This window comes from Flavobacterium sp. FlaQc-30, from assembly GCF_044005885.1.
In the GTDB taxonomy this organism is placed as follows: Bacteria; Bacteroidota; Bacteroidia; order Flavobacteriales; family Flavobacteriaceae; genus Flavobacterium.
The window spans coordinates 408280-430261 of record NZ_JBIPCO010000004.1; the positions used below are offsets into that span (position 1 = coordinate 408280).

Consider the following 21982-nt stretch of genomic DNA (forward strand, 5'->3'; position numbering starts at 1 on the left):
ACATTATGAAATCAAATTATATAAAACAGATATTTTTCGCAATATCGTTATTGGTACTCTCTTCATGTTCAGACGATTTTTTAGATAAAAAGCCTACGGAATATGTTACTTATGAGGATATTACTAAAACGACAGACGATTTAATGACGCTTTTAAATGGTATACATAGATCATTGTATATTAGATATGAAAGTAATCAGAATGAGAACGGTTTAGGAGGAATGATGCAGCAAGTTGATATTGCTGGAGATGATGTGGTTTTTCCTGCTACTAATGGATGGTTTTTGCAAGTTTACAACTGGAATGGTGTCGCAAACGAGAATGCTCAAGATGTTAGATTTCCGTACCGTACTTATTATAGAATAATTAGAAATGCAAACACTATCCTTGGTGCAGTAGATAAAACAATAGGTCCAGATGCTGATAAAAAGGTTTTAAAAGGTCAAGCTTTATTGTATAGAGCATTTTGTCACTATCAATTGGTTCAATTGTTTGGAAAAAGATATGTTAATGGAGTTGATAACTCGCAATTGGGAGTGCCGTTAGTTTTAGTAGTTGGTAATGAGGGTTTTGCTCGTTCAACTGTTGAACAAGTTTACACACAAATCAATAAAGATCTAGATGAAGCAAATACTTTATTAGTAGGTTATACAAAACCAAATAATTCTCATTTAGGTTTAAGTGTAGCACAAGGTTTAAAAGCTAGAGTTGCATTAACTCAAGGAAATTGGGCTATTGCTGCAGATTATGCTGCTAAAGCTAAAACAGGTATTGCATTAATGAATGCTGAAGAATATGTAAAAGGGTTTAATGACTACGCTGGTAAAGAATGGATGTGGGGAAGCCATATTAATGAAGTTCAAACAGATTATTTTGGTAATTTTGGAGCTTACATGTCTAGAAATTACAATTCAACAGTTATTCGTACATGTCCAAAGGCAATTAATAGTAAACTTTATAATTTGATTCCTACAACGGATGTACGTTCAAAGTTATTTGATAAAACGGGAGTGCACGCTTCGCTGAATCTTCCAAGCTCTTTTACTAAATACCCTTACACAAGTCAAAAATTCTTATCTGTAAGTACTGGTGATAGTAGATGTGATGTTCCTTATATGCGTGTTGCTGAGATGTACCTTATCGAAGCAGAGGCAAAAGCAAGATTAGGGCAAGCTGATGCAGCTGCTGTATTATTTGCTCTAGTAAAAACAAGAGATACTGGATATACTTTGTCTACAAAAACAGGACAAGCTTTAGTTGATGAAATCTGGTTTCAAAGAAGAATTGAATTATGGGGAGAAGGTTTTAGATTTTATGACTTAAAGAGAACAAATTCTCCTCTTGATAGATCTGGAGCTAATCATAATTCAACGATCACAAACAACGTAATCAATGTTCCTGCAACAGATAAAAGATGGCAATGGTTGATCCCTAGAGCAGAGATCAATGCAAATCCACTAGTTAAGCAGAACGAACTATAATAAATTGTAAATTTAGCTTAATGGGATTTTTAATTTTTGAAAGATTTAAAAACTAGTAGAAAATTAAAGTAATCGTCCACATTAAGTATATTTTACAGAAGCAATAAATATTTTGATTTTCTTGAAAACCCCGTTTACATTTGTAAACGGGGTTTTCATTTTAGAAGCGGTTATAAAAATGCGGTTATACTAACATTTTGTTTTTTTTCGTTTATACGTTTTTATCTTTTACCTTTGCTCGACAAAATTTGCCGAAATAATTTTATATAACATTATCAAATGAGAATATTCATTTTTCTATATCTATTAATTATACCAACCCTATTGTTTTCTCAAGAAAAGACTACTTCAAAAAGTAGTTTAGATATGAATTCAAAATATTCAAGTATAACAGACACTGTTAAAAAGAAGAAGGCTAAAATTGCTAAAATAGATCAATACCAGATTATTACTCTAGAGCATGATACTACTTATGTAGATACATCATTAACAATAAAAAGCGGATATAAACAAAACCATCTGCGAAAAGATCTTTTTGGACTGCTGGAGTTCTCAAATATTGGGCAGCCTTTAAATGTTTTGCAATACAGTTTAACTAGTTTTTCTCCTTATCCAGAGATTGGCTTTTCGGCAATGCACTATAATTATTTGCAGGCAGATGATATTAGATACTATTCGGCAGCGACTCCTGTAACAGAGTTGTTTTTTAATACAACAATTAATAAAGGACAAAATGTAGACTCGTTTATTACTTTAAATACTTCAAAAAACCTTAATTTTTCTATTGCTTATAGAGGTTTACGTTCAGAAGGAGATTATATAAATCAGTTAGTAAGTTCAGGAAATTTTAGATTTACTACAAGTTATGCAACAACAGATAGAAGATATGCTTTAAATGCGCACTTTACTTTTCAAGATAATTCGAACGAAGAAAATGGAGGTATTACCACCCCAGAAGATTTTGAAAGCGACAATCCTGATTTTAAAAATCGTCAGCGATTACAAGTTTACCTGACAGATGCAAAATCTTTTTTGAAAGGGAAAAGATTGTTTTTTGACCACGCTTTCAGAGTAAATCCAAAGAACGGAAATAATAATTTGTATATAAATCATCAGTTTAACTTCGAAAATAAATTTTTCGAATACAACCAGCCTACTGTTCTTTCGACTGTTGACGGACAGCAAGTGCAGCGTTTTGGAGCTTCATATACCACAAGTGGTATAAATGATCAAACTCATTTTGAAAGATTGTACAATAAAGTTGGATTGGCTTATGAAAATTCTCTCTTAGGAAAGTTTAATTTTTTTGTAGACGATTACAGATCAAATTATAAATACGATCGAATTTTAGTTGATAAATCAGGAGGAGTAATTCCTGATAATTTGTTTCTTCAGATCAATAATGTAGGTGGGCAATATGAATATCAAAAGAATAAATGGAATGGCCGTTTTTTATATACAAGATCTATCACTAACCAGTCACTTTCTGATCTTGACGCAAGATTACGATATAATTTAAATGAGAAAATCCAGTTCGATTTTAAATATAGAAACGTAAACAAACTGCCAAACAATAATTACAATTTATATCAAAGCAGTTATGTACAATACAACTGGTCGAATGATTTTAAAAACGAAAAAATCAATACGCTTGGAGCCAGCGTGTATACACCTTGGTTAAATGCCGAGGTTCAGTATACAGTTTTAAACGATCATTTGTATTTTAAAGATGTTTCAACTCCGGCTCAAGTATTAGCCCAAACACAAATTATAAATCCGGAGCAGTACGGAAACGCTATTAATTATCTAGAAATAAAAGCAAGCAAAGAATTTAAATTTGGGAAATTTGCATTAGATAATACTCTTCTGTATCAGAAAGTAGATCAATCTGATTTAATTTTAAATGTACCGGATTTTGTAACAAGAAACACATTCTATTATTCAAATCACTTTTTTAAGAAAGCATTATTTGCACAAGCAGGTGTTGTTTTTAGTTATTTTACAAAATATTATGGAAATGGATATAATCCGGTTGTTGGAGAGTTTTTTGTTCAAAATAATAAAGAGATTGGAAATTATCCACTTTTTGATCTTTTTATAAACGCAAGAATTCGTCAGACGCGTTTTTATCTAAAAGCAGAACATATAAATGCTCTTTTCGCAAAAAGCGATTATTATTCGGCGCCTAACAATCCTTATCGTGATTTTGTATTGCGATTTGGTTTAGTTTGGAATTTCTTCCAATAAAACAATAAAATTTATTTTAAAATACCACATATTAAAACTTAAACAAAATGGACTTTTCAAAAAATATTTTAGAAACAATTGGTAATACACCATTAGTAAAACTCAACAAGATTGTTGCTGAAATTGATGCATTAGTATTGGCAAAAGTCGAGACCTTTAATCCAGGAAATTCTGTAAAAGACAGAATGGCTGTAAAAATGATTGAAGATGCAGAGGCAGATGGACGATTAAAACCAGGCGGAACTATTATTGAAGGTACTTCTGGTAATACAGGAATGGGGTTAGCACTTGTTGCAATTATTAAAGGATATAAATTAATCTGTGTAATATCAGACAAACAGTCTAAAGAAAAAATGGATATTCTTCGTGCTGTAGGTGCAAAAGTTGTAGTTTGTCCTACAGATGTTGAGCCTACAGATCCTCGTTCGTACTATTCAGTTTCTAAACGATTAGCCGAAGAAACACCAAATTCTTGGTATGTAAATCAATACGATAATTTATCAAATTCATTAGCACATTATGAGCAGACCGGACCTGAAATTTGGAAGCAAACCGAAGGTAAAATTACTCATTTTGTTGTGGGAGTAGGAACAGGAGGAACAATTTCTGGAGTAGGGAAATATTTAAAAGAACAAAATCCAAATATTAAAATTTGGGGAATTGATACTTATGGTTCTGTTTTCAAAAAATACCACGAAACTGGAATTTTTGATGAAAACGAAATTTACTCTTATATAACTGAAGGAATTGGAGAAGATATTTTACCTAAAAATGTTGACTTTTCTTTGATCGATGGATTTACAAAAGTGACTGATAAAGATGCAGCAGTTTATACTAGAAAGATTGCACTAGAAGAAGCAATTTTTGTTGGAAATTCAGCTGGAGCCTGTATAAAAGGCTTGCTGCAGTTAAAAGAACATTTTAAACCAGATGATGTTGTAGTTGTCTTATTTCATGATTCAGGAAGTCGTTATGTAGGTAAAATGTTTAATGATGATTGGATGCGTGAGCGTGGATTCTTAGAAGAAAATGTTACCAAAGCTGAAGATGTTATAAAAGATCATATCGATAAAGAATTGATCGTTGTTCGTACAGAAGAGCTGGTTTCTCATGCTATTGAGCGTATGCGTAAATATAAAATTTCGCAGATTCCAGTAGTTGATATAAATGGTTTTGTAGGTTCTGTTGATGAAACAGATTTGTTTAGAAGTTATGTTGCAGATAAAAATGTAGCTGAAAAACCGATAAAAGATGTCATGGGGAAACCATTTCCAATCGTAAAATTAGGAACTCCAATCGAAGAAGTTTCTAAGCTTTTTACAAAAGAAAATGATGCAGTTTTGATTGATCTAGGAAATGGAAATCATCACATCATCACTAAATATGATATTATTGGATCTATTAAATAGAACAAATTAATACTTTTATAAATCCATAAATCTGCTTTCTAAAGATAGATTTATGGATTTTTTTATCCTATAAAAATTTTAGAATGAACTTTACTGCAATTGATTTTGAAACAGCAACGGGTTATCATCCATGTTCTGTGGGAATTGTTACTGTCGAAAATGGAATTATTGTAGACGAATTTGTCACTTTAATAAAACCGCCAAATAACGAGTATAATCCATTTACCATTCGAGTACATGGTATTTATCCAAAAGATACGGTCAATTCAAAATCATTTTTACAGATTTATCCAGAGATTGAAAAAAGATTAAAAAATAGAGTAGTTGTGGCTCATAACGAAAGTTTTGATCGCAATGTTTTGGTGAAGTCAATGTTGCTTTACGGATTAAACTATGAAGATTTAAATATCGCTTCTAAGTGGGAATGTACCGTTAAGATTTATAAAGCAAAAGGTTTGAAGCCAACAAAATTGAGCGATTGCTGTAGAGAAATGAAAATACAACTTAATCATCATGAGGCGCTGTCTGATGCACGTGCTTGTGCAAAACTTTATCTGCTTAGATAAAAAAAACTTTATATTTTGTAAGAATAGTATTAAAAATGTTTATTTTTAGTTTTTATTTCAATTAAAAACTTAAAAATGAAAGAAGACTTTCTTCATTATCTCTGGAAATTCAAAAAGTTTGATACTCTGAATTTAAAAACAGTTCAAGGTGAATTGGTTACGATTATTAAAACTGGCGACTATTTGCAACGTTCGGGGCCTGATTTTTTTAATGCTCATATTAAAATTGGAGATCAAAAGTGGGCGGGAAATGTAGAAATTCATTTAAAATCATCAGACTGGTATTTACATAATCATGAGAATGATTCAGCCTATGAAAATGTTATTCTGCACGTAGTTTGGGAGAATGATACTGCCATTTTTAGAAAAAATAATACTGAAATACCAGTTTTAGTCATTAAAGATTATGTGAAAGCAGAAGTACTTGCAAATTATCAAAACTTGCTTTCTACTAAAACTTGGATTCCGTGCGAAAAGCAAATATGTGAAATTGATGAGTTTGTTTTAAAAAATTGGCAGGAAAGGTTGTTTTTTGAGCGATTAGAGCGTAAATCAGAACTTGTTTGTAAACTTTTAGACGAATTTAATCAAGATTGGGAAGCTGTTTTATTCTGCTTACTAGCTAAGAATTTTGGATTAAATACAAATGGTTCTTCTTTCTTGCAAATAGCCAAATCAATTCCTTTTTCGATTATTAGGAAAGAAAGTTTCGAGGCAGAAAATTTAGAAGCACTATTTTTTGGAACAGCCAATTTATTAAATGAAGAGAAAGAAGACGAGTATTTTAAAGATTTAAAATTTAGATTTTTTTACCTCTTACATAAATACCAATTAGAGAGATCTTATATTGACCCTCTTCAATTTTTTAAGCACAGACCAGACAATTTTCCGACAATCAGACTGTCGCAGTTGGCTAAATTATATTATAAACAGCAGAACTTATTTTCGAAGATTATTAGATTAAAATCAGTAAAAAATGTTTACGAAACCCTGAGTGTTTCCACTAGTCCTTATTGGAAAAAACATTTTCAGTTTGATAAAGAAAGCCCAAGCAAAGAAAAAATATTATCAAAGTCATTTCTTGATTTGGTAATCATTAATACTATTATTCCAATTCAGTTTGCTTATTCAAGAATGATTGGAGAATCTATTTCCGAAGACTTAATTAGTTTTATGGACGAAATCTCTCCAGAAAAGAACTCAATAATAGAAAAGTTTACCTCTTTTGGTATTAAATCAATAAATGCGTTCGAAACACAAACTTTATTAGAGCTTAAGAATGAGTATTGTAATAAAAAAAGCTTGCTTGAAATGTGCTGTTGGAATAGAGCTTTTGAAAAAATAATAGGATATATTATGTAATTAGAAAATGAGCAATTAGATAATTTGTATTTTTGTAATCAAGAATCATCCTGATATAATTAGGATAAAAAAAAACTAACAATGTCGGCTATCTTAAAATTAAAATTTTTTTTCGAAAAATATGGCTTTCACGTATCATCAAGACTAGCAGACAAACTAGGGATGCGTGTAACAAGTGTGAGGCTGTTTTTTATTTACATCTCTTTTGTTACGGCAGGTTTGGGTTTTGGGGTTTATTTAACTTTAGCTTTTTGGATTCGATTAAAGGATTTAATACGTGCGAAAAGAACTTCAGTTTTTGATTTGTAGTTTATAATAGGCATAAAAAAAGGATCTTAAAGTTTTACCACTTTAAGATCCTTTTTTTGTTTGTTTATATAGCCAAAATTATTTTTCCGGATTATTTAATTTGCTATTTTTCTTACCATACATAAAGTATATTAAGACACCTAAAGCCATCCAAATAACTAATCGTGCCCAGCTTTCGTTTGGTAAAGAATACATCAATGCTAAACAAATTAGGATTCCTGCAATAGGTACAAAAGGAACTAAAGGAGTTCTAAATGATCTAGGTGCATCAGGCATTTTATAACGCATTACCATAACTCCAATACATACTAGAACAAACGCTAACAGAGTTCCAATACTTACCATATGTCCTAAGTCACTTACAGGAACTAGTCCAGCAAATAAACTTACGAATATTAAAAAGAAAACATTAGTTTTCCAAGGTGTACGGAATTTTGAATGTATTTCACTAAAGAATGGAGGTAATAAACCGTCTTTACTCATAGTGTAAAACACACGGCTTTGTCCCATAAGCATTACCAGAATTACCGAAGTGTATCCTGCTAAAATTGCAATGATTAAACCTGTTTGTAAAAAATCATATCCTGTAACAGCAAATGCAGTAGCGGCAGGTTTTGCATCTCCAGCAAATTTGTAGTAAGGTACAAGTCCAGTCATTACGTGAGCAAATAACACATATAATATTGTACAGATTACTAAAGATCCTAAGATACCAATTGGCATTCCTTTTTGCGGGTTTTTAGCTTCTTGTGCGGCAGTTGATACAGCGTCAAAACCAATAAAAGCAAAAAATACAGTTGCTGCACCAGTTGCAATTCCTGACCATCCAAACTCTCCAAAAACTCCTGTGTTTTTAGGGATATATGGAGTGTAATTGCTAGTATCAATAAATTTCCATCCTAAAACAATAAAAACGATAACTACAGCTACTTTTACAACAACTAATACATTGTTGATTGTTGCAGACTCTTTTGTTCCTTTAATTAATAATAATGAAAGCAGTGAAACAATGAATATAGCGGGTAAGTTTACGATTCCGCCTTCAATTACAGTACCATTACTAAGTGTTAAAGTTTCCCATGGAGAACAAATCAAGTCCGGAGGAAGATGAATGTTGAATTTTGCTAATAACTCTAATAGGTATCTGGACCAACTAACACCTACCGTAGCAGCTCCTAAAGCATACTCTAAAACTAAATCCCAACCAATAATCCAAGCCATGAATTCTCCCATTGTAGCGTAAGAATAAGTATAGGCACTACCTGCAACAGGTATCATAGAAGCAAATTCGGCATAGCAAAGTCCTGCAAAACCACAACCTATAGCGGCTAATATAAATGAGATAGTTACAGCTGGTCCGGCATGTTCTGCAGCGGCAATTCCAGTTAAGGAGAATAGCCCGGCTCCAATGATGGCGCCAACTCCAAGTGCAACAAGCGAACGTGAAGATAAGGTTCTTTTTAGTCCTTTTTCAGATTCGGATGCTTCACCGAGCAATACCGAAAGAGGTTTAGTTTTCCAAATTGACATACTATAATATTGGTTTATTTGTTATTAAGCTCCAAATGTATCGTTTTTTGTAAAAAATAAAAACAATTATCATGTTTTAAGTTATAAAATATTTAAAATTTTAAAGAAACACTCGGTAAAGCCTTATGACAAGCTGACAATCATTAAATTAATTGATAGAAATTTGCGGAATGTATAATTCTGACAAAAGTTAAATTTTAATGAATTTTCTTGTTAACTTTGATGGTTTTCTTGTATTTTAGATCCCTTACAAATAGGTTAATTTATAAAAGCAATGAGTTTTAAGAAGATTATGATGCATTTTAAGTTTACTAGTCAACAGCGAACTGGTATTTTTTTATTATTTGTTGTCATAATTATTTTGCAGCTATTTTATTTCTTTTTCGATTTTAATAAATCAGAGGTTTCTTTTGGTGGAGAAAAACAATGGATGGCGTTGCAAAAAGATATAGATGCGGCTAGAATGGAGAAATTAACTGAAAAAGGAAAAGTGTATACTTTTAATCCAAATTTTATTTCAGATTATAAAGGTTATAAGCTTGGGATGTCAGTTCAAGAAATTGATAGATTATTGGCTTTTCGAAAAGAGAATAAATATGTAAACTCTGCAAAAGAGTTTCAGGAAGTGACACATATTTCTGACTCACTTTTAAAAGTGATTTCTCCATTGTTTAAATTTCCTGATTGGACACAGAAAAAGAATGAGTTCAAAATAGAGAAAAAAGAATATCCTGCGAAAATGCCTTTTAATAAAGTGAATATCGTACTTTCAGATATTAATACCGCCAGTCAGGAAGATTTAATAAAAGTATATGGTATTGGAGAAGCTTTATCTTTGAGAATATTAAAACAAAAAGAAATTCTAGGAGGCTTTGTTTCTATGGAACAGATGGAGGATGTTTGGGGACTTTCGCCTGAGGTGATAGTTGAATTAAACCGACGATTTAAAGCCGTCACTCCTTCAGGATTTAAAAAGATAGCAATAAATGATGCTTCTTTAAAAGAATTATCACAGTTTCCGTATTTTAAATATTCTCTTGCAAAACAAATTGTAACTTATAGAAGCATGAACGGAAATTTTAATAATATTGAGGAATTATCAAAAATTAAAGGTTTTCCTGTTGAAAAAGCAAAAATAATTAGTTTATATTTGGAGTTCTAAAAAGATAGTATACAATGAATTTTGATTATAACGAGACGCAGTCAATGGTTGCACAATCTATAAAAGATTTTGCCGAAAAGAATATAAAGCCATTTATAATGGAGTGGGATGAAGCTCAGATTTTTCCAATTGATTTGTTTAAGAAACTTGGAGAAATGGGGTTCATGGGGGTTTTAGTGCCTGAAGAATACGGAGGATCGGGATTAGGTTATCATGAATATATTACAGTAGTCGAGGAAATATCAAAAGTTGATCCTTCAATAGGTTTGTCGGTTGCGGCTCATAATTCGTTATGTACAAATCATATTTTAACTTTTGGAAACCAAGAGCAAAAGAGAAAGTTTTTACCAAAGTTGGCAACAGCTGAGTTTATTGGAGCATGGGGATTAACAGAGCATAATACTGGTTCTGATGCCGGAGGTATGAATACAACAGCTGTTAGAGATGGAGATTCTTGGATTGTAAATGGTGCAAAAAATTTTATTACTCATGGTATATCTGGAGATGTAGCGGTTGTTATTGTTCGAACAGGCGAAAAAGGGGATTCTAAGGGAATGACTGCTTTCGTGTTCGAAAAAGGAATGCCTGGTTTTTCTTCAGGTAAAAAAGAAAATAAATTAGGAATGCGCGCAAGTGAAACTGCTGAATTGGTTTTTGATAATTGTCGTGTGCCAGATGCAAATAGATTAGGAGAAGTTGGAGAGGGATTTGTTCAGGCAATGAAAATTTTAGACGGAGGAAGAATTTCTATAGGAGCTTTGTCTCTAGGTATTGCAAAAGGAGCATATGAGGCGGCTTTAAAATATTCAAAAGAAAGATATCAATTTGGGCAGCCAATTAGTAGTTTTCAAGGAATTTCGTTTAAATTGGCAGATATGGCAACTGAAATTGAAGCGTCAGAATTGCTGTTGCATAAGGCTGCTTTCTTAAAGCAAAAACACAAACCAGTAACTACATTGGGAGCGATGGCAAAAATGTATGCTTCGGAAGCCTGTGTGAAAATTGCAAATGATGCTGTTCAAATTCATGGAGGTTATGGTTATACCAAAGATTTCCCTGTAGAGAAATTTTATAGAGATTCTAAATTATGTACTATAGGAGAGGGAACTACTGAGATTCAGAAATTGGTTATCTCAAGAAATTTGTTGAAAGAATAGGTTTTGTGAATTGTAAAAAGTAGTACGTAAAATAGTTTTAGGTATTAAGCCAGTCGCATTTCACTTTTTACAGATTGATATTTTACTAGAAAAATAATTTAAAATTTATGATTCATAATTAATAATTAATTTTTACATTTGCAGCCTTAACGAGAGGAGGTGTCAATATTATGTTAATTATACCAATTAAAGACGGAGAAAATATCGATAGAGCATTAAAGCGCTATAAAAGAAAATTTGATAAAACAGGAACTGTTCGTCAGTTAAGAGCACGTACTGCTTTTATTAAGCCTTCTGTAATCAAAAGAGCTCAAATTCAAAAAGCTGCTTACATCCAAACATTGAAAGATGGTTTAGAGAGTTAGTATACTGCTTTTTTAAAATAATTACCGTTAGTGATCAAAAAGTTTTAACTTTGATCCTAGCGGTTTTTTGTTTTTGTAATCTTTTCTAAATGATTTGTCTGTAATTGGGTAAGTCGAAAAAAAATATTATGCAGTCTAATAAAGAAGCTTTTCGTGATTATTTGCAGTTGGAGAAAAAATATTCCTCACATACTGTCAATGCTTATTTAGCTGATTTGGATTGTTTTGAAGAATTTAATAAAGTGCGGTTTGAGCAAGAGGAGATAAATGCTGTTGGTTATGGTCAAATTAGAAGTTGGATTGTTTCTTTGGTGGATCAGGGAATTTCAAATGTGTCTGTAAATCGCAAAATGGCTTCTCTGAAAGCTTTTTATAAATTTCTATTAAAAATAAAGCAAATAGAGGTTAGTCCGATGTTGAAACATAAGGCGCTCAAAACGCCAAAAGTTGTTCAGATTCCTTTTTCTGAAAAAGAAGTAAATGATTTAATGTTGGGGGTTGGTTCTTCTTTTGAATTTGAAGAAATAAGAGATAGGCTTGTTGTGGATTTTTTTTATACTACAGGAATGCGTCGTGCTGAATTGATTGGTTTGATGATGAAGAATGTTGATTTGTCTTCTAATGTAATTAAGGTTTTAGGAAAAAGAAATAAAGAAAGGATTGTTCCGCTTTTGCCTATTGTTGCGGATCAGGTTGGTTTGTATTTGCAGGAGAGAATTCGGCTTGATGAAATTCGTGATTCAGAATATTTTTTTATTTCAAAAAAAGGGTTAAAATTGAGTGAATCTTTTGTGTATCGATTAATAAATTCTTACTTTAGTAGGGTCTCTGAAAAGGTGAAAAAGAGTCCGCATGTGCTACGGCATACTTTTGCAACTCACTTATTAAATAATGGAGCAGATTTAAATTCAGTTAAAGAATTGTTAGGGCATTCAAGTTTGGCGTCGACTCAGGTTTATACTCATAATAGTTTGGCGGAGCTAAAAAAAGTATATGGCGATGCGCATCCTAGAAATAAATAATAATTCTGAAATGTTTAACCCTAAAATTAGTATTATGAAGGTAGATGTTCATGCAGTTAACTTTACTGTTGACAGAAAATTGGTTGATTTTATTCAAGAAAGAATGGATAAGCTGGAGAAGTATTATGATCGAGTTGTTTCGGCAGATGTTTTTTTAAAAGTTGAAAGAACGAGTGATAAGGAGAATAAAGCAGTAGAGATTAAGATTAATGTTCCGGGAGATGATTTTTTAGTAAAAAAGCAATGTAAGTCCTTTGAAGAAGCTGTTGAAAATTCAGCAGAATCGTTAGAGCGATTGCTTGTGAAAAGGAAAGAAAAAATAAGAGCACATATATAATTGAAATTTTTTTTAAAAAATGTTTTGATTAAAAGATAAAATAGCTACATTTGCAGTCCGTTAGAAATAGCGGACTTTTTTAATGTATTCGCCGATGTAGCTCAGCTGGCTAGAGCAGCTGATTTGTAATCAGCAGGTCGTGGGTTCGAGTCCCTCTATCGGCTCAAAAAAAAAGTTTCAAATGCGATTTGAAACAAGTTCTTTTAAAAGATTGGATTTTAAAATTTAGGGGAGATACTCAAGCGGCCAACGAGGGCAGACTGTAAATCTGCTGTGTGAACTTCGCAGGTTCGAATCCTGCTCTCCCCACAAAAAAAAGTGAGATTTTGGGTTTTAGATTTTTAAAATCTGGAATCTAAATTCTAAAATCAGAACTCTCTGCCGGTGTAGCTCAGGGGTAGAGTGCTTCCTTGGTAAGGAAGAGGTCTCGGGTTCAAATCCCGACATTGGCTCAAGTAAGTAGGAAATTGAAAATTAATATATAACTAAGATTAAAAATTAAGTAAAATGGCAAAGGAGAATTTTAATCGTTCCAAACCGCACTTAAACATAGGTACAATTGGACACGTAGATCACGGAAAAACTACATTAACTGCTGCAATTACAAAAGTATTGTCAGATGCTGGTTACTGTCAAGCAAAATCGTTTGATCAAATCGATAACGCTCCAGAGGAGAAAGAAAGAGGTATTACTATTAATACATCACACGTAGAGTATGAAACTGCTAACCGTCACTACGCTCACGTTGACTGTCCTGGTCACGCGGATTACGTAAAGAACATGGTTACTGGTGCTGCTCAAATGGATGGAGCTATCTTAGTAGTTGCTGCTACAGATGGTCCAATGCCACAAACTCGTGAGCACATCCTTTTAGGTCGTCAGGTAGGTATTCCAAGAATCGTTGTTTTCATGAACAAAGTGGATATGGTTGATGATGCTGAGTTGTTAGAGCTTGTTGAAATGGAAATTAGAGATTTATTATCTTTCTACGAATATGATGGAGATAATGGTCCTGTAGTTCAAGGTTCTGCTTTGGGAGGATTGAATAATGATCCTGCTTGGGTACCAAAAATCATTGAATTAATGGATGCTGTTGATGCTTGGATCGAAGAGCCAGTGCGTGACGTAGCAAAACCATTCTTGATGCCGGTTGAAGACGTATTTACAATTACAGGTCGTGGAACTGTTGCTACAGGTCGTATCGAAACTGGTATTGCTAATACAGGTGATGCTGTTGAAATCATTGGTATGGGAGCTGATAAATTAACTTCTACTATTACTGGAGTTGAGATGTTCCGTAAAATCCTTGATAGAGGTGAAGCTGGAGATAACGTAGGTTTATTATTAAGAGGTATTGATAAAGAATCTATCAAAAGAGGAATGGTTATCATTAAGCCAGGATCAGTAAAACCACACTCTACTTTCAAAGCTGAGGTTTATATCTTGAAAAAAGAAGAAGGTGGACGTCATACTCCATTCCACAATAACTACCGTCCACAGTTCTACGTACGTACAACTGACGTAACAGGAGTTATTACTTTACCAGAAGGAGTAGAGATGGTAATGCCAGGAGATAACTTAACTATTAATGTTGCTTTATTAAGCCCAATCGCAATGAACGTAGGTTTACGTTTTGCTATCCGTGAAGGTGGTAGAACAGTTGGTGCTGGACAGGTTACTGAGATTGTAGAGTAATTTCTATAAAAATTATAAAAAAAGCCAGTTGATTTTCTTAACTGAAGTCACTGGCTTTAATTACGGGCGTAGTTCAAGGGTAGAATAGCGGTCTCCAAAACCGTTGATGGGGGTTCGAATCCCTCCGCCCGTGCAATAAAAAACATATCAAATGACAAAAGTTACTAATTATTTATCAGAGGCTTTCGAAGAGTTAAAGTCAAATGTTACTTGGCCTGCTTGGGCTGAGGTTCAAAAATTGACAATTGTCGTGGCTGTATTTTCGATTCTATTTGCTTTGGCAACATGGGGAGTAGACGAATTTTTTGCAAAAGCTTTGGCTGGATTTTTTAACTGGTTAAAAGGATAATTTTTTTGTGATGGCAGATAATAATGTGAAAAAATGGTACGTAGTTAGAGCGGTTAGTGGTCAAGAGAATAAAGTGAAAGCTTACATTGAGACTGAGATTGCGAGATTAGGTATGGAGGATTATGTTTCTCAAGTTTTAGTTCCTACTGAAAAAGTAGTTACTGTAAAAGATGGGAAAAAATCATCTAAGGATAAAGTTTACTTTCCTGGATATGTTATGATTGAAGCTAATTTAGTTGGTGAAATCCCTCATATTATTAAGTCAATTACTAGTGTTATTGGATTTTTAGGTGAGATCAAAGGCGGAGAACCTGTTCCTTTGAGGCTTTCTGAAGTAAATAGAATGTTAGGTAAAGTTGATGAGTTAGCTGTAAATACAGATACTCGTGCTATTCCTTTCAACTTAGGTGAAACTGTTAAAGTGATCGATGGTCCATTTAACGGATTCAACGGAACGGTTGAAAAAATTAATGAAGAGAAGCGTAAACTTGAAGTTATGGTTAAGATTTTCGGAAGAAAAACACCATTAGAGTTAAGTTTTATGCAAGTTGAAAAAGTATAATTTTTGTTACATCTATAATAACCACTATAATCGCTTCCAATGATTATAGTGTTAAATTTTTTAAAAAATGGCTAAAGAAATTAGTAAGGTAGTTAAACTACAAGTTAAGGGAGGTGCTGCGAATCCGTCGCCACCGGTTGGACCTGCTTTAGGAGCTGCTGGGGTTAATATCATGGAGTTCTGTAAGCAGTTCAATGCTAGAACACAAGATAAACCTGGCAAAATATGCCCAGTACAAATTACTGTGTATAAAGACAAATCATTTGATTTTGTTGTTAAGACTCCTCCAGCTGCTGTCCAATTATTGGAAGCTGCAAAGCTAAAGTCTGGATCAGGTGAACCAAATCGTAAAAAAGTAGCAAGTGTTACTTGGGACGTTATCAAAGCAATCGCTGAAGATAAAATGGTAGATTTAAATGCATTCACAATCGAATCTGCAATGAGCATGATCGCTGGAACTGCTAGATCTATGGGTATAACTGTATCAGGAGATGCTCCTTTTTAATTAAGAGAAAGAAATGGCAAAATTAACAAAAAAGCAAAAAGAGGCTGCTTCAAAAATTGAAAAGAACAAGCTATATACTTTAAAAGATGCAGCTGCATTAATTAAAGTTATTGCTTCTGCAAAATTTGATGAGTCTGTTGATATCGCAGTTCGTTTGGGTGTAGATCCAAGAAAAGCGAATCAAATGGTTAGAGGTGTAGTTACATTACCTCACGGAACAGGTAAAGATGTTAAAGTATTAGCATTAGTTACTCCAGATAAAGAAGCTGAAGCTAAAGAAGCTGGAGCTGATTATGTAGGTCTTGATGATTACTTACAAAAAATTAAAGATGGTTGGACAGATGTTGATGTAATCATCACTATGCCAGCTGTTATGGGTAAATTAGGTCCATTAGGTCGTATTTTAGGACCTAGAGGTTTAATGCCAAACCCTAAAACAGGTACTGTAACTATGGATGTTGCAAAAGCTGTTCAAGAGGTTAAAGCTGGTAAAATTGACTTTAAAGTTGACAAAACTGGTATCGTACATGCAGGAATTGGTAAAGTTTCTTTTGGAGCTGAGCAAATTTATGACAATGCACACGAAATTATTCAAACATTAATCAAACTTAAACCAACTGCTGCTAAAGGTACCTACATTAAAGGTATTCACCTTACAAGCACTATGAGTCCAGCAATTGCATTGGACCCTAAAGCAGTATAATTGGTAGTTAATAATTTTTAGTATGACTAGAGAAGAAAAATCAATCGCGATTGAAGATTTAACTGCACAGTTAGCTGGTACAAATATTATTTATGTATCTGATATTTCTGGATTAAATGCAGAAACAACTTCAAGCTTGAGAAGAGCTTGCTTTAAAGCAGGTATAAAATTAGAAGTTGTAAAAAACACTTTGCTTGCTAAAGCAATGGAAGCTTCTGCTAATGACTATGGAGATTTACCTTCAGTATTGACTGGTAATAGTGCTATATTTATTTCAGATGTTGCAAATGCACCTGGAAAAATAATCAAAGATTTCAGAAAAAAATCAGCTAAACCTGTATTAAAAGGAGCTTATATTAATTCTGAAGTTTATATTGGTGATGATCAATTAGATGCATTAGCAACTATTAAATCTAAAGAAGAGCTTATTGGTGAAATCATTGGATTATTACAATCACCAGCTCAAAGAATTATTTCAGCTTTACAAAACAAATTCGCTGGTAGCGAAGAAGAAGCTGAGGCATAATAATTCAAGCAGGGAATTAGTTTTCCTTGTTGCTTAATTAGCGCACAATAAATAAATTATATTTTACAAATCATTTTAAACGATAGAAAAAATGGCAGATTTGAAACAATTCGCAGAACAATTAGTTAACTTAACAGTTAAAGAAGTTAACGAATTAGCAACAATATTAAAAGACGAGTATGGTATCGAGCCTGCTGCTGCAGCTGTAGTAGTTGCTGCTGGTGGTGGAGAAGGTGCTGCTGAAGAAGCTCAAACTGAATTTACAGTTGTATTAAAAGAAGCTGGTGCTTCTAAATTAGCAGTTGTAAAATTAGTTAAAGAATTAACTGGTTTAGGTCTTAAAGAAGCTAAAGATGTAGTTGATGGTGCTCCAAGTACTGTTAAAGAAGGTGTTTCTAAAGAAGAGGCTGAAGGTCTTAAAAAATCATTAGAAGAAGCTGGAGCTGTAGTTGAGCTTAAATAATTCAACACAGTTTTAAGAACTAGGTTTAGGTCCTGAGTTAACACTCAAAGGCCTAAACCATTTTTCGTATAATAAAATATATCAAGTTTTATTATCAAATAGTTTAAAATACGAAAAAGTTTTTGATCAATACGAAGAAAAAAAATTGAACTTACTTTTGGTTTATTTTTAAAGATGTATTGATTATAATAAGAAAGTATAGATTAAACAGTGTGTTTTACACAAAAAAATTACTTTTTTTAATCAAAATTTTGTCCATTGATGATAACAAATCAGACTGAAAGATTGAATTTTGCCTCTACAAAAAATATCCCTGACTATCCGGATTTTCTAGATGTTCAGGTTAAATCTTTTAAAGATTTCTTTCAATTAGAAACGAAATCTGACGAAAGAGGCAACGAAGGGTTATACAACACCTTCATGGAAAACTTCCCAATTACAGATACAAGAAATAACTTTGTATTGGAATTCCTAGATTATTTTGTAGATCCACCGCGTTATACAATTCAAGAATGTATAGAGAGAGGTCTTACTTATAGTGTGCCTTTAAAAGCTAGGTTAAAACTATACTGTACAGATCCAGAACACGAAGATTTTGAAACTATTGTACAAGATGTTTATCTTGGAACAATACCTTATATGACTCCAAGTGGTACTTTTGTTATCAATGGTGCTGAGCGTGTAGTAGTATCTCAATTACACCGTTCTCCTGGGGTTTTCTTTGGTCAATCATTCCACGCAAATGGAACAAAACTTTATTCTGCCAGAGTAATCCCTTTTAAAGGATCTTGGATAGAATTCTCTACAGATATCAACAGTGTAATGTACGCTTATATCGATAGAAAGAAAAAATTACCAGTTACAACTTTATTCCGTGCTATCGGTTTCGAAAGAGATAAGGATATCCTTGAAATTTTCGACTTAGCAGAAGAAATTAAAGTTTCTAAAACGGGTATTAAGAAATATATTGGAAGAAGACTTGCTGCGCGTGTTTTGAACACTTGGCACGAGGATTTCGTAGATGAGGATACCGGAGAGGTAGTTTCTATCGAACGTAACGAAATCATCCTTGATCGTGATACAATTATCGACAAAGATAATGTTGAAGAGATCATTGATTCTAACGTAAAATCTATTTTGTTGCACAAAGAGGATAATAATCAAGCAGATTATGCTATTATCCACAACACGTTACAAAAAGATCCAACAAACTCTGAAAAAGAAGCTGTAGAGCACATTTACCGTCAGTTGCGTAACGCTGAACCGCCTGATGAGGAAACTGCTCGTGGTATTATAGATAAACTGTTCTTCTCTGATCAACGTTATAACTTAGGTGAAGTTGGTCGTTACAGAATGAACAAAAAATTAGATTTAGATATCCCTATGGATAAGCAAGTGCTAACCAAAGAAGATATTATTACAATCGTAAAATATTTGATCGAGTTGATCAACTCTAAAGCAGAGATTGATGATATTGATCACTTATCAAACCGTCGTGTTAGAACAGTTGGAGAACAATTGTCTCAACAATTCGGTGTTGGTTTAGCACGTATGGCTAGAACTATTCGTGAGAGAATGAACGTTAGAGATAACGAGGTGTTTACACCAATTGATTTGATTAATGCTAAAACATTATCATCAGTTATCAACTCTTTCTTTGGTACTAACCAGTTATCTCAATTTATGGATCAAACGAATCCATTAGCTGAGATTACACACAAAAGAAGACTTTCTGCACTAGGGCCAGGTGGACTTTCGAGAGAGAGAGCTGGTTTCGAGGTTCGTGACGTTCACTATACTCACTATGGTCGTTTATGTCCGATTGAAACTCCAGAGGGACCAAACATTGGTTTGATTTCATCTCTTGGTGTTTATGCAAAAGTAAACGGAATGGGATTCATCGAAACTCCATACCGTAAAGTAACTAATGGTGTAGTTGATTTAGAAAGTACTCCAATTTACTTAAGTGCTGAAGAAGAAGAAGGTAAAATGATTGCTCAGGCAAACATTGAAATGGACGAAACTGGTAAGATTACAGCTAGCAATGTTATTGCTCGTGAGGAAGGTGACTTCCCGGTTGTTGAGCCATCAGTAGTTCATTATACAGACGTTGCTCCAAACCAGATCGCTTCGATTTCTGCATCTTTGATTCCTTTCTTGGAACATGACGATGCGAACCGTGCGTTGATGGGATCGAACATGATGCGTCAGGCAGTTCCTTTGATCCGTCCTGAAGCTCCGATTGTTGGTACAGGTTTAGAGCGTCAGGTAGCTTCAGATTCAAGAGTATTAATCAATGCTGAAGGGCATGGTACTGTTGAATATGTTGATGCAAATATCATTACTATTAAGTACGATCGTACAGAAGACGAGAGAATGGTTAGTTTTGATGCTGATGAGAAAACATACAACCTTATTAAATTTAGAAAAACCAATCAAGGTACAAGTATCAACTTGAAACCAATCGTAAGAAGAGGTGATAGAGTTGTTCCTGGACAAGTATTATCAGAAGGATATGCTACTCAAAATGGTGAATTAGCTTTAGGTAGAAACTTAAAAGTTGCGTTCATGCCGTGGAAAGGGTACAACTTCGAGGATGCGATTGTAATTTCTGAAAAAGTAGTTCGTGATGATATTTTTACATCTATCCACGTTGATGATTATTCATTAGAGGTTAGAGATACTAAGTTAGGAAATGAAGAGTTAACAAACGATATTCCTAACGTTTCTGAAGAAGCTACTAAAGATTTAGATGAAAACGGTATGATTAGAATTGGAGCAGAGGTTAAACCTGGCGACATTCTAATCGGAAAAATTACACCAAAAGGAGAATCAGATCCTACTCCAGAAGAGAAATTGCTTCGTGCAATCTTCGGGGATAAAGCGGGTGATGTAAAAGATGCTTCATTAAAAGCTTCTCCATCTTTACATGGTGTAGTTCTTGATAAAAAATTATTTGCAAGAGCCGTAAAAGATAAACGTAAACGTACTCAGGATAAAGATGCTTTAGGCGCTTTAGAAATGGAATTCGAAACTAAATTTGTTGAATTAAAAGACAGATTGGTTGAGAAATTATTCTTGATCGTTAACGGAAAAACATCTCAAGGTGTAATGAATGATTTGGGTGAAGAAGTTTTACCAAAAGGTAAAAAATATACTCAAAAAATGCTTTACGCAGTAGAAGATTTTGCTCACTTAAGCAAAGGTCAATGGGTTGCTGATGATGCTACTAATAAAATGGTTAATGATTTGATTCATAACTATAAAATTAAGCTAAACGACTTACAAGGATCTTTAAGAAGAGAAAAATTCACTATTACAGTTGGTGATGAATTACCATCTGGAATCTTGAAATTGGCTAAAATCTATATCGCTAAAAAACGTAAGTTAAAAGTGGGTGATAAAATGGCAGGACGTCACGGTAACAAAGGTATTGTTGCAAGAATTGTTCGTCACGAAGATATGCCTTTCTTAGAGGATGGAACACCAGTAGATATCGTATTGAATCCACTTGGGGTACCTTCACGTATGAACATTGGTCAGATTTATGAAACTGTTCTTGGATGGGCTGGTATGAACTTGGGTAGAAAATTTGCTACTCCAATTTTTGACGGTGCTTCTCTTGACGAAATCAATGCTTTGACTGATGAAGCTAATGTACCACGTTTCGGACATACTTATCTTTATGATGGTGGAACTGGAGAGCGTTTTGCACAAAAAGCAACTGTGGGGGTAATTTACATGCTTAAATTAGGACACATGGTTGATGATAAGATGCACGCACGTTCTATCGGACCATACTCATTGATTACGCAACAACCACTTGGAGGTAAGGCTCAATTTGGAGGTCAGCGTTTTGGAGAGATGGAGGTTTGGGCACTTGAGGCTTATGGAGCTTCTAGTACATTACGTGAAATCTTAACAGTTAAGTCTGATGACGTTATTGGTAGAGCTAAAACTTACGAAGCTATCGTTAAGGGAGAGTCTATGCCAGAACCAGGTTTACCAGAATCATTCAATGTATTGATGCACGAATTGAAAGGTCTTGGACTAGACATTCGTTTAGAAGAATAAATAAAAGTTTTGTAATCAGTCTCATTTTTTAATGGGACTGATTACTCATTTATAAAAGTTTTTAAAGATTTATACCCGTAACCCGTTCCGATTTTTTATATCATGCAAGGCATTTTATAATTAGCGCTTCAAATTTAATTTTGAAGTTTAGAGAAGTA

Annotated in this window: 19 protein-coding genes, 4 tRNA genes and 1 pseudogene; 23 read left to right on the top strand and 1 reads right to left on the bottom strand. The window is 33.5% G+C overall.

The features are described 5' to 3' along the window. Nucleotides 1–5 precede the first annotated feature (5 nt). From ACHRV0_RS11945 to ACHRV0_RS11970, 6 genes and pseudogenes are all read left to right on the top strand, one after another. Nucleotides 6–1481, top strand: coding sequence for a RagB/SusD family nutrient uptake outer membrane protein (locus ACHRV0_RS11945; protein WP_395440994.1), 1476 nt, complete (start codon nucleotides 6–8; stop codon nucleotides 1479–1481). Between the two features lie 279 nt (nucleotides 1482–1760). Further along, on the top strand, nucleotides 1761–3728 hold the full coding sequence (locus ACHRV0_RS11950) for a putative porin (RefSeq protein ID WP_395440995.1): 1968 nt from the start codon (nucleotides 1761–1763) through the stop codon (nucleotides 3726–3728). A 47-nt stretch (nucleotides 3729–3775) separates the two neighbouring features. After that, the gene (locus ACHRV0_RS11955; RefSeq protein WP_089053860.1) at nucleotides 3776–5137 is read left to right on the top strand and encodes a pyridoxal-phosphate dependent enzyme; all 1362 of its coding nucleotides are present in this window, start codon (nucleotides 3776–3778) and stop codon (nucleotides 5135–5137) included. Between the two features lie 83 nt (nucleotides 5138–5220). After that, the gene (locus ACHRV0_RS11960; RefSeq protein ID WP_129023200.1) at nucleotides 5221–5703 is read left to right on the top strand and encodes a 3'-5' exonuclease; all 483 of its coding nucleotides are present in this window, start codon (nucleotides 5221–5223) and stop codon (nucleotides 5701–5703) included. A gap of 75 nt (nucleotides 5704–5778) precedes the next feature. Beyond that, a pseudogene (locus tag ACHRV0_RS11965) lies at nucleotides 5779–7048 on the top strand (DUF2851 family protein). Nucleotides 7049–7146: 98 nt separating this feature from the next. Then, the gene (locus ACHRV0_RS11970; protein ID WP_007810860.1) at nucleotides 7147–7374 is read left to right on the top strand and encodes a PspC family transcriptional regulator; all 228 of its coding nucleotides are present in this window, start codon (nucleotides 7147–7149) and stop codon (nucleotides 7372–7374) included. Nucleotides 7375–7452: 78 nt separating this feature from the next. Here ACHRV0_RS11970 and ACHRV0_RS11975 read toward each other — a convergent pair whose 3' ends face one another. Next, nucleotides 7453–8904: an amino acid permease gene (locus ACHRV0_RS11975; protein ID WP_395415095.1), complete on the bottom strand. Its 1452-nt coding sequence runs from the start codon at nucleotides 8902–8904 to the stop codon at nucleotides 7453–7455. Nucleotides 8905–9178: 274 nt separating this feature from the next. Between ACHRV0_RS11975 and ACHRV0_RS11980 the strand changes: the two genes are divergently transcribed. The 17 genes from ACHRV0_RS11980 (at nucleotide 9179) to rpoB (ending at nucleotide 21824) form a co-directional block, all read left to right on the top strand. Then, nucleotides 9179–10066 carry a ComEA family DNA-binding protein gene (locus tag ACHRV0_RS11980; protein ID WP_395440996.1) on the top strand — a complete coding sequence of 296 codons (888 nt, stop codon included), beginning with the start codon at nucleotides 9179–9181 and terminating at the stop codon, nucleotides 10064–10066. 14 nt (nucleotides 10067–10080) lie between these two features. Next, a complete protein-coding gene (locus ACHRV0_RS11985; RefSeq protein WP_395440997.1) occupies nucleotides 10081–11223 on the top strand; it encodes an acyl-CoA dehydrogenase family protein in 1143 nt (380 codons plus the stop codon). 170 nt (nucleotides 11224–11393) lie between these two features. Next, nucleotides 11394–11588 carry a 30S ribosomal protein S21 gene (rpsU, locus tag ACHRV0_RS11990; protein WP_089053855.1) on the top strand — a complete coding sequence of 65 codons (195 nt, stop codon included), beginning with the start codon at nucleotides 11394–11396 and terminating at the stop codon, nucleotides 11586–11588. 128 nt (nucleotides 11589–11716) lie between these two features. Beyond that, nucleotides 11717–12610 (top strand): tyrosine-type recombinase/integrase, encoded by an 894-nt coding sequence (locus ACHRV0_RS11995; protein ID WP_395440998.1) that lies wholly within the window; start codon nucleotides 11717–11719, stop codon nucleotides 12608–12610. A gap of 34 nt (nucleotides 12611–12644) precedes the next feature. Continuing rightward, entirely contained in the window at nucleotides 12645–12947 is a 303-nt protein-coding gene (gene hpf, locus ACHRV0_RS12000; protein ID WP_089054001.1) for a ribosome hibernation-promoting factor, HPF/YfiA family, read from the top strand. Nucleotides 12948–13037: 90 nt separating this feature from the next. Further along, nucleotides 13038–13111: transfer RNA gene (locus tag ACHRV0_RS12005), tRNA-Thr, on the top strand. Nucleotides 13112–13175: 64 nt separating this feature from the next. Next, a tRNA-Tyr gene (locus tag ACHRV0_RS12010) sits at nucleotides 13176–13256 on the top strand. A gap of 71 nt (nucleotides 13257–13327) precedes the next feature. Further along, nucleotides 13328–13399, top strand: a tRNA-Thr gene (locus tag ACHRV0_RS12015). Nucleotides 13400–13454: 55 nt separating this feature from the next. Beyond that, nucleotides 13455–14642, top strand: coding sequence for an elongation factor Tu (tuf, locus tag ACHRV0_RS12020; protein WP_089053853.1), 1188 nt, complete (start codon nucleotides 13455–13457; stop codon nucleotides 14640–14642). A gap of 62 nt (nucleotides 14643–14704) precedes the next feature. Continuing rightward, nucleotides 14705–14775: transfer RNA gene (locus ACHRV0_RS12025), tRNA-Trp, on the top strand. Nucleotides 14776–14793: 18 nt separating this feature from the next. Next, nucleotides 14794–14991 carry a preprotein translocase subunit SecE gene (gene secE, locus ACHRV0_RS12030; protein WP_008466927.1) on the top strand — a complete coding sequence of 66 codons (198 nt, stop codon included), beginning with the start codon at nucleotides 14794–14796 and terminating at the stop codon, nucleotides 14989–14991. Nucleotides 14992–15001: 10 nt separating this feature from the next. Beyond that, the gene (gene nusG, locus ACHRV0_RS12035; protein ID WP_089053852.1) at nucleotides 15002–15553 is read left to right on the top strand and encodes a transcription termination/antitermination protein NusG; all 552 of its coding nucleotides are present in this window, start codon (nucleotides 15002–15004) and stop codon (nucleotides 15551–15553) included. A gap of 67 nt (nucleotides 15554–15620) precedes the next feature. Then, entirely contained in the window at nucleotides 15621–16058 is a 438-nt protein-coding gene (gene rplK, locus ACHRV0_RS12040; protein WP_007807442.1) for a 50S ribosomal protein L11, read from the top strand. 13 nt (nucleotides 16059–16071) lie between these two features. Then, nucleotides 16072–16761 (top strand): 50S ribosomal protein L1, encoded by a 690-nt coding sequence (gene rplA, locus ACHRV0_RS12045; protein WP_089053851.1) that lies wholly within the window; start codon nucleotides 16072–16074, stop codon nucleotides 16759–16761. Between the two features lie 22 nt (nucleotides 16762–16783). Further along, a complete protein-coding gene (rplJ, locus tag ACHRV0_RS12050; RefSeq protein WP_129024105.1) occupies nucleotides 16784–17287 on the top strand; it encodes a 50S ribosomal protein L10 in 504 nt (167 codons plus the stop codon). A gap of 91 nt (nucleotides 17288–17378) precedes the next feature. Continuing rightward, nucleotides 17379–17750: a 50S ribosomal protein L7/L12 gene (gene rplL / locus ACHRV0_RS12055; RefSeq protein ID WP_025572412.1), complete on the top strand. Its 372-nt coding sequence runs from the start codon at nucleotides 17379–17381 to the stop codon at nucleotides 17748–17750. Nucleotides 17751–18011: 261 nt separating this feature from the next. Next, on the top strand, nucleotides 18012–21824 hold the full coding sequence (gene rpoB / locus ACHRV0_RS12060) for a DNA-directed RNA polymerase subunit beta (RefSeq protein WP_129024104.1): 3813 nt from the start codon (nucleotides 18012–18014) through the stop codon (nucleotides 21822–21824). The last annotated feature ends 158 nt before the right edge of the window (nucleotides 21825–21982 follow it).

Bases quoted from the DNA above. Each gene is read 5' to 3' on its own strand.
- ACHRV0_RS11945 (WP_395440994.1), top strand. From the start codon at position 6: ATGAAATCAAATTATATAAAACAGATATTTTTCGCAATATCGTTATTG.
- ACHRV0_RS11950 (WP_395440995.1), top strand. From the start codon at position 1,761: ATGAGAATATTCATTTTTCTATATCTATTAATTATACCAACCCTATTG.
- ACHRV0_RS11955 (WP_089053860.1), top strand. From the start codon at position 3,776: ATGGACTTTTCAAAAAATATTTTAGAAACAATTGGTAATACACCATTA.
- ACHRV0_RS11960 (WP_129023200.1), top strand. From the start codon at position 5,221: ATGAACTTTACTGCAATTGATTTTGAAACAGCAACGGGTTATCATCCA.
- ACHRV0_RS11970 (WP_007810860.1), top strand. From the start codon at position 7,147: ATGTCGGCTATCTTAAAATTAAAATTTTTTTTCGAAAAATATGGCTTT.
- ACHRV0_RS11975 (WP_395415095.1), bottom strand. From the start codon at position 8,904: ATGTCAATTTGGAAAACTAAACCTCTTTCGGTATTGCTCGGTGAAGCA.
- ACHRV0_RS11980 (WP_395440996.1), top strand. From the start codon at position 9,179: ATGAGTTTTAAGAAGATTATGATGCATTTTAAGTTTACTAGTCAACAG.
- ACHRV0_RS11985 (WP_395440997.1), top strand. From the start codon at position 10,081: ATGAATTTTGATTATAACGAGACGCAGTCAATGGTTGCACAATCTATA.
- rpsU (WP_089053855.1), top strand. From the start codon at position 11,394: ATGTTAATTATACCAATTAAAGACGGAGAAAATATCGATAGAGCATTA.
- ACHRV0_RS11995 (WP_395440998.1), top strand. From the start codon at position 11,717: ATGCAGTCTAATAAAGAAGCTTTTCGTGATTATTTGCAGTTGGAGAAA.
- hpf (WP_089054001.1), top strand. From the start codon at position 12,645: ATGAAGGTAGATGTTCATGCAGTTAACTTTACTGTTGACAGAAAATTG.
- tuf (WP_089053853.1), top strand. From the start codon at position 13,455: ATGGCAAAGGAGAATTTTAATCGTTCCAAACCGCACTTAAACATAGGT.
- secE (WP_008466927.1), top strand. From the start codon at position 14,794: ATGACAAAAGTTACTAATTATTTATCAGAGGCTTTCGAAGAGTTAAAG.
- nusG (WP_089053852.1), top strand. From the start codon at position 15,002: ATGGCAGATAATAATGTGAAAAAATGGTACGTAGTTAGAGCGGTTAGT.
- rplK (WP_007807442.1), top strand. From the start codon at position 15,621: ATGGCTAAAGAAATTAGTAAGGTAGTTAAACTACAAGTTAAGGGAGGT.
- rplA (WP_089053851.1), top strand. From the start codon at position 16,072: ATGGCAAAATTAACAAAAAAGCAAAAAGAGGCTGCTTCAAAAATTGAA.
- rplJ (WP_129024105.1), top strand. From the start codon at position 16,784: ATGACTAGAGAAGAAAAATCAATCGCGATTGAAGATTTAACTGCACAG.
- rplL (WP_025572412.1), top strand. From the start codon at position 17,379: ATGGCAGATTTGAAACAATTCGCAGAACAATTAGTTAACTTAACAGTT.
- rpoB (WP_129024104.1), top strand. From the start codon at position 18,012: ATGATAACAAATCAGACTGAAAGATTGAATTTTGCCTCTACAAAAAAT.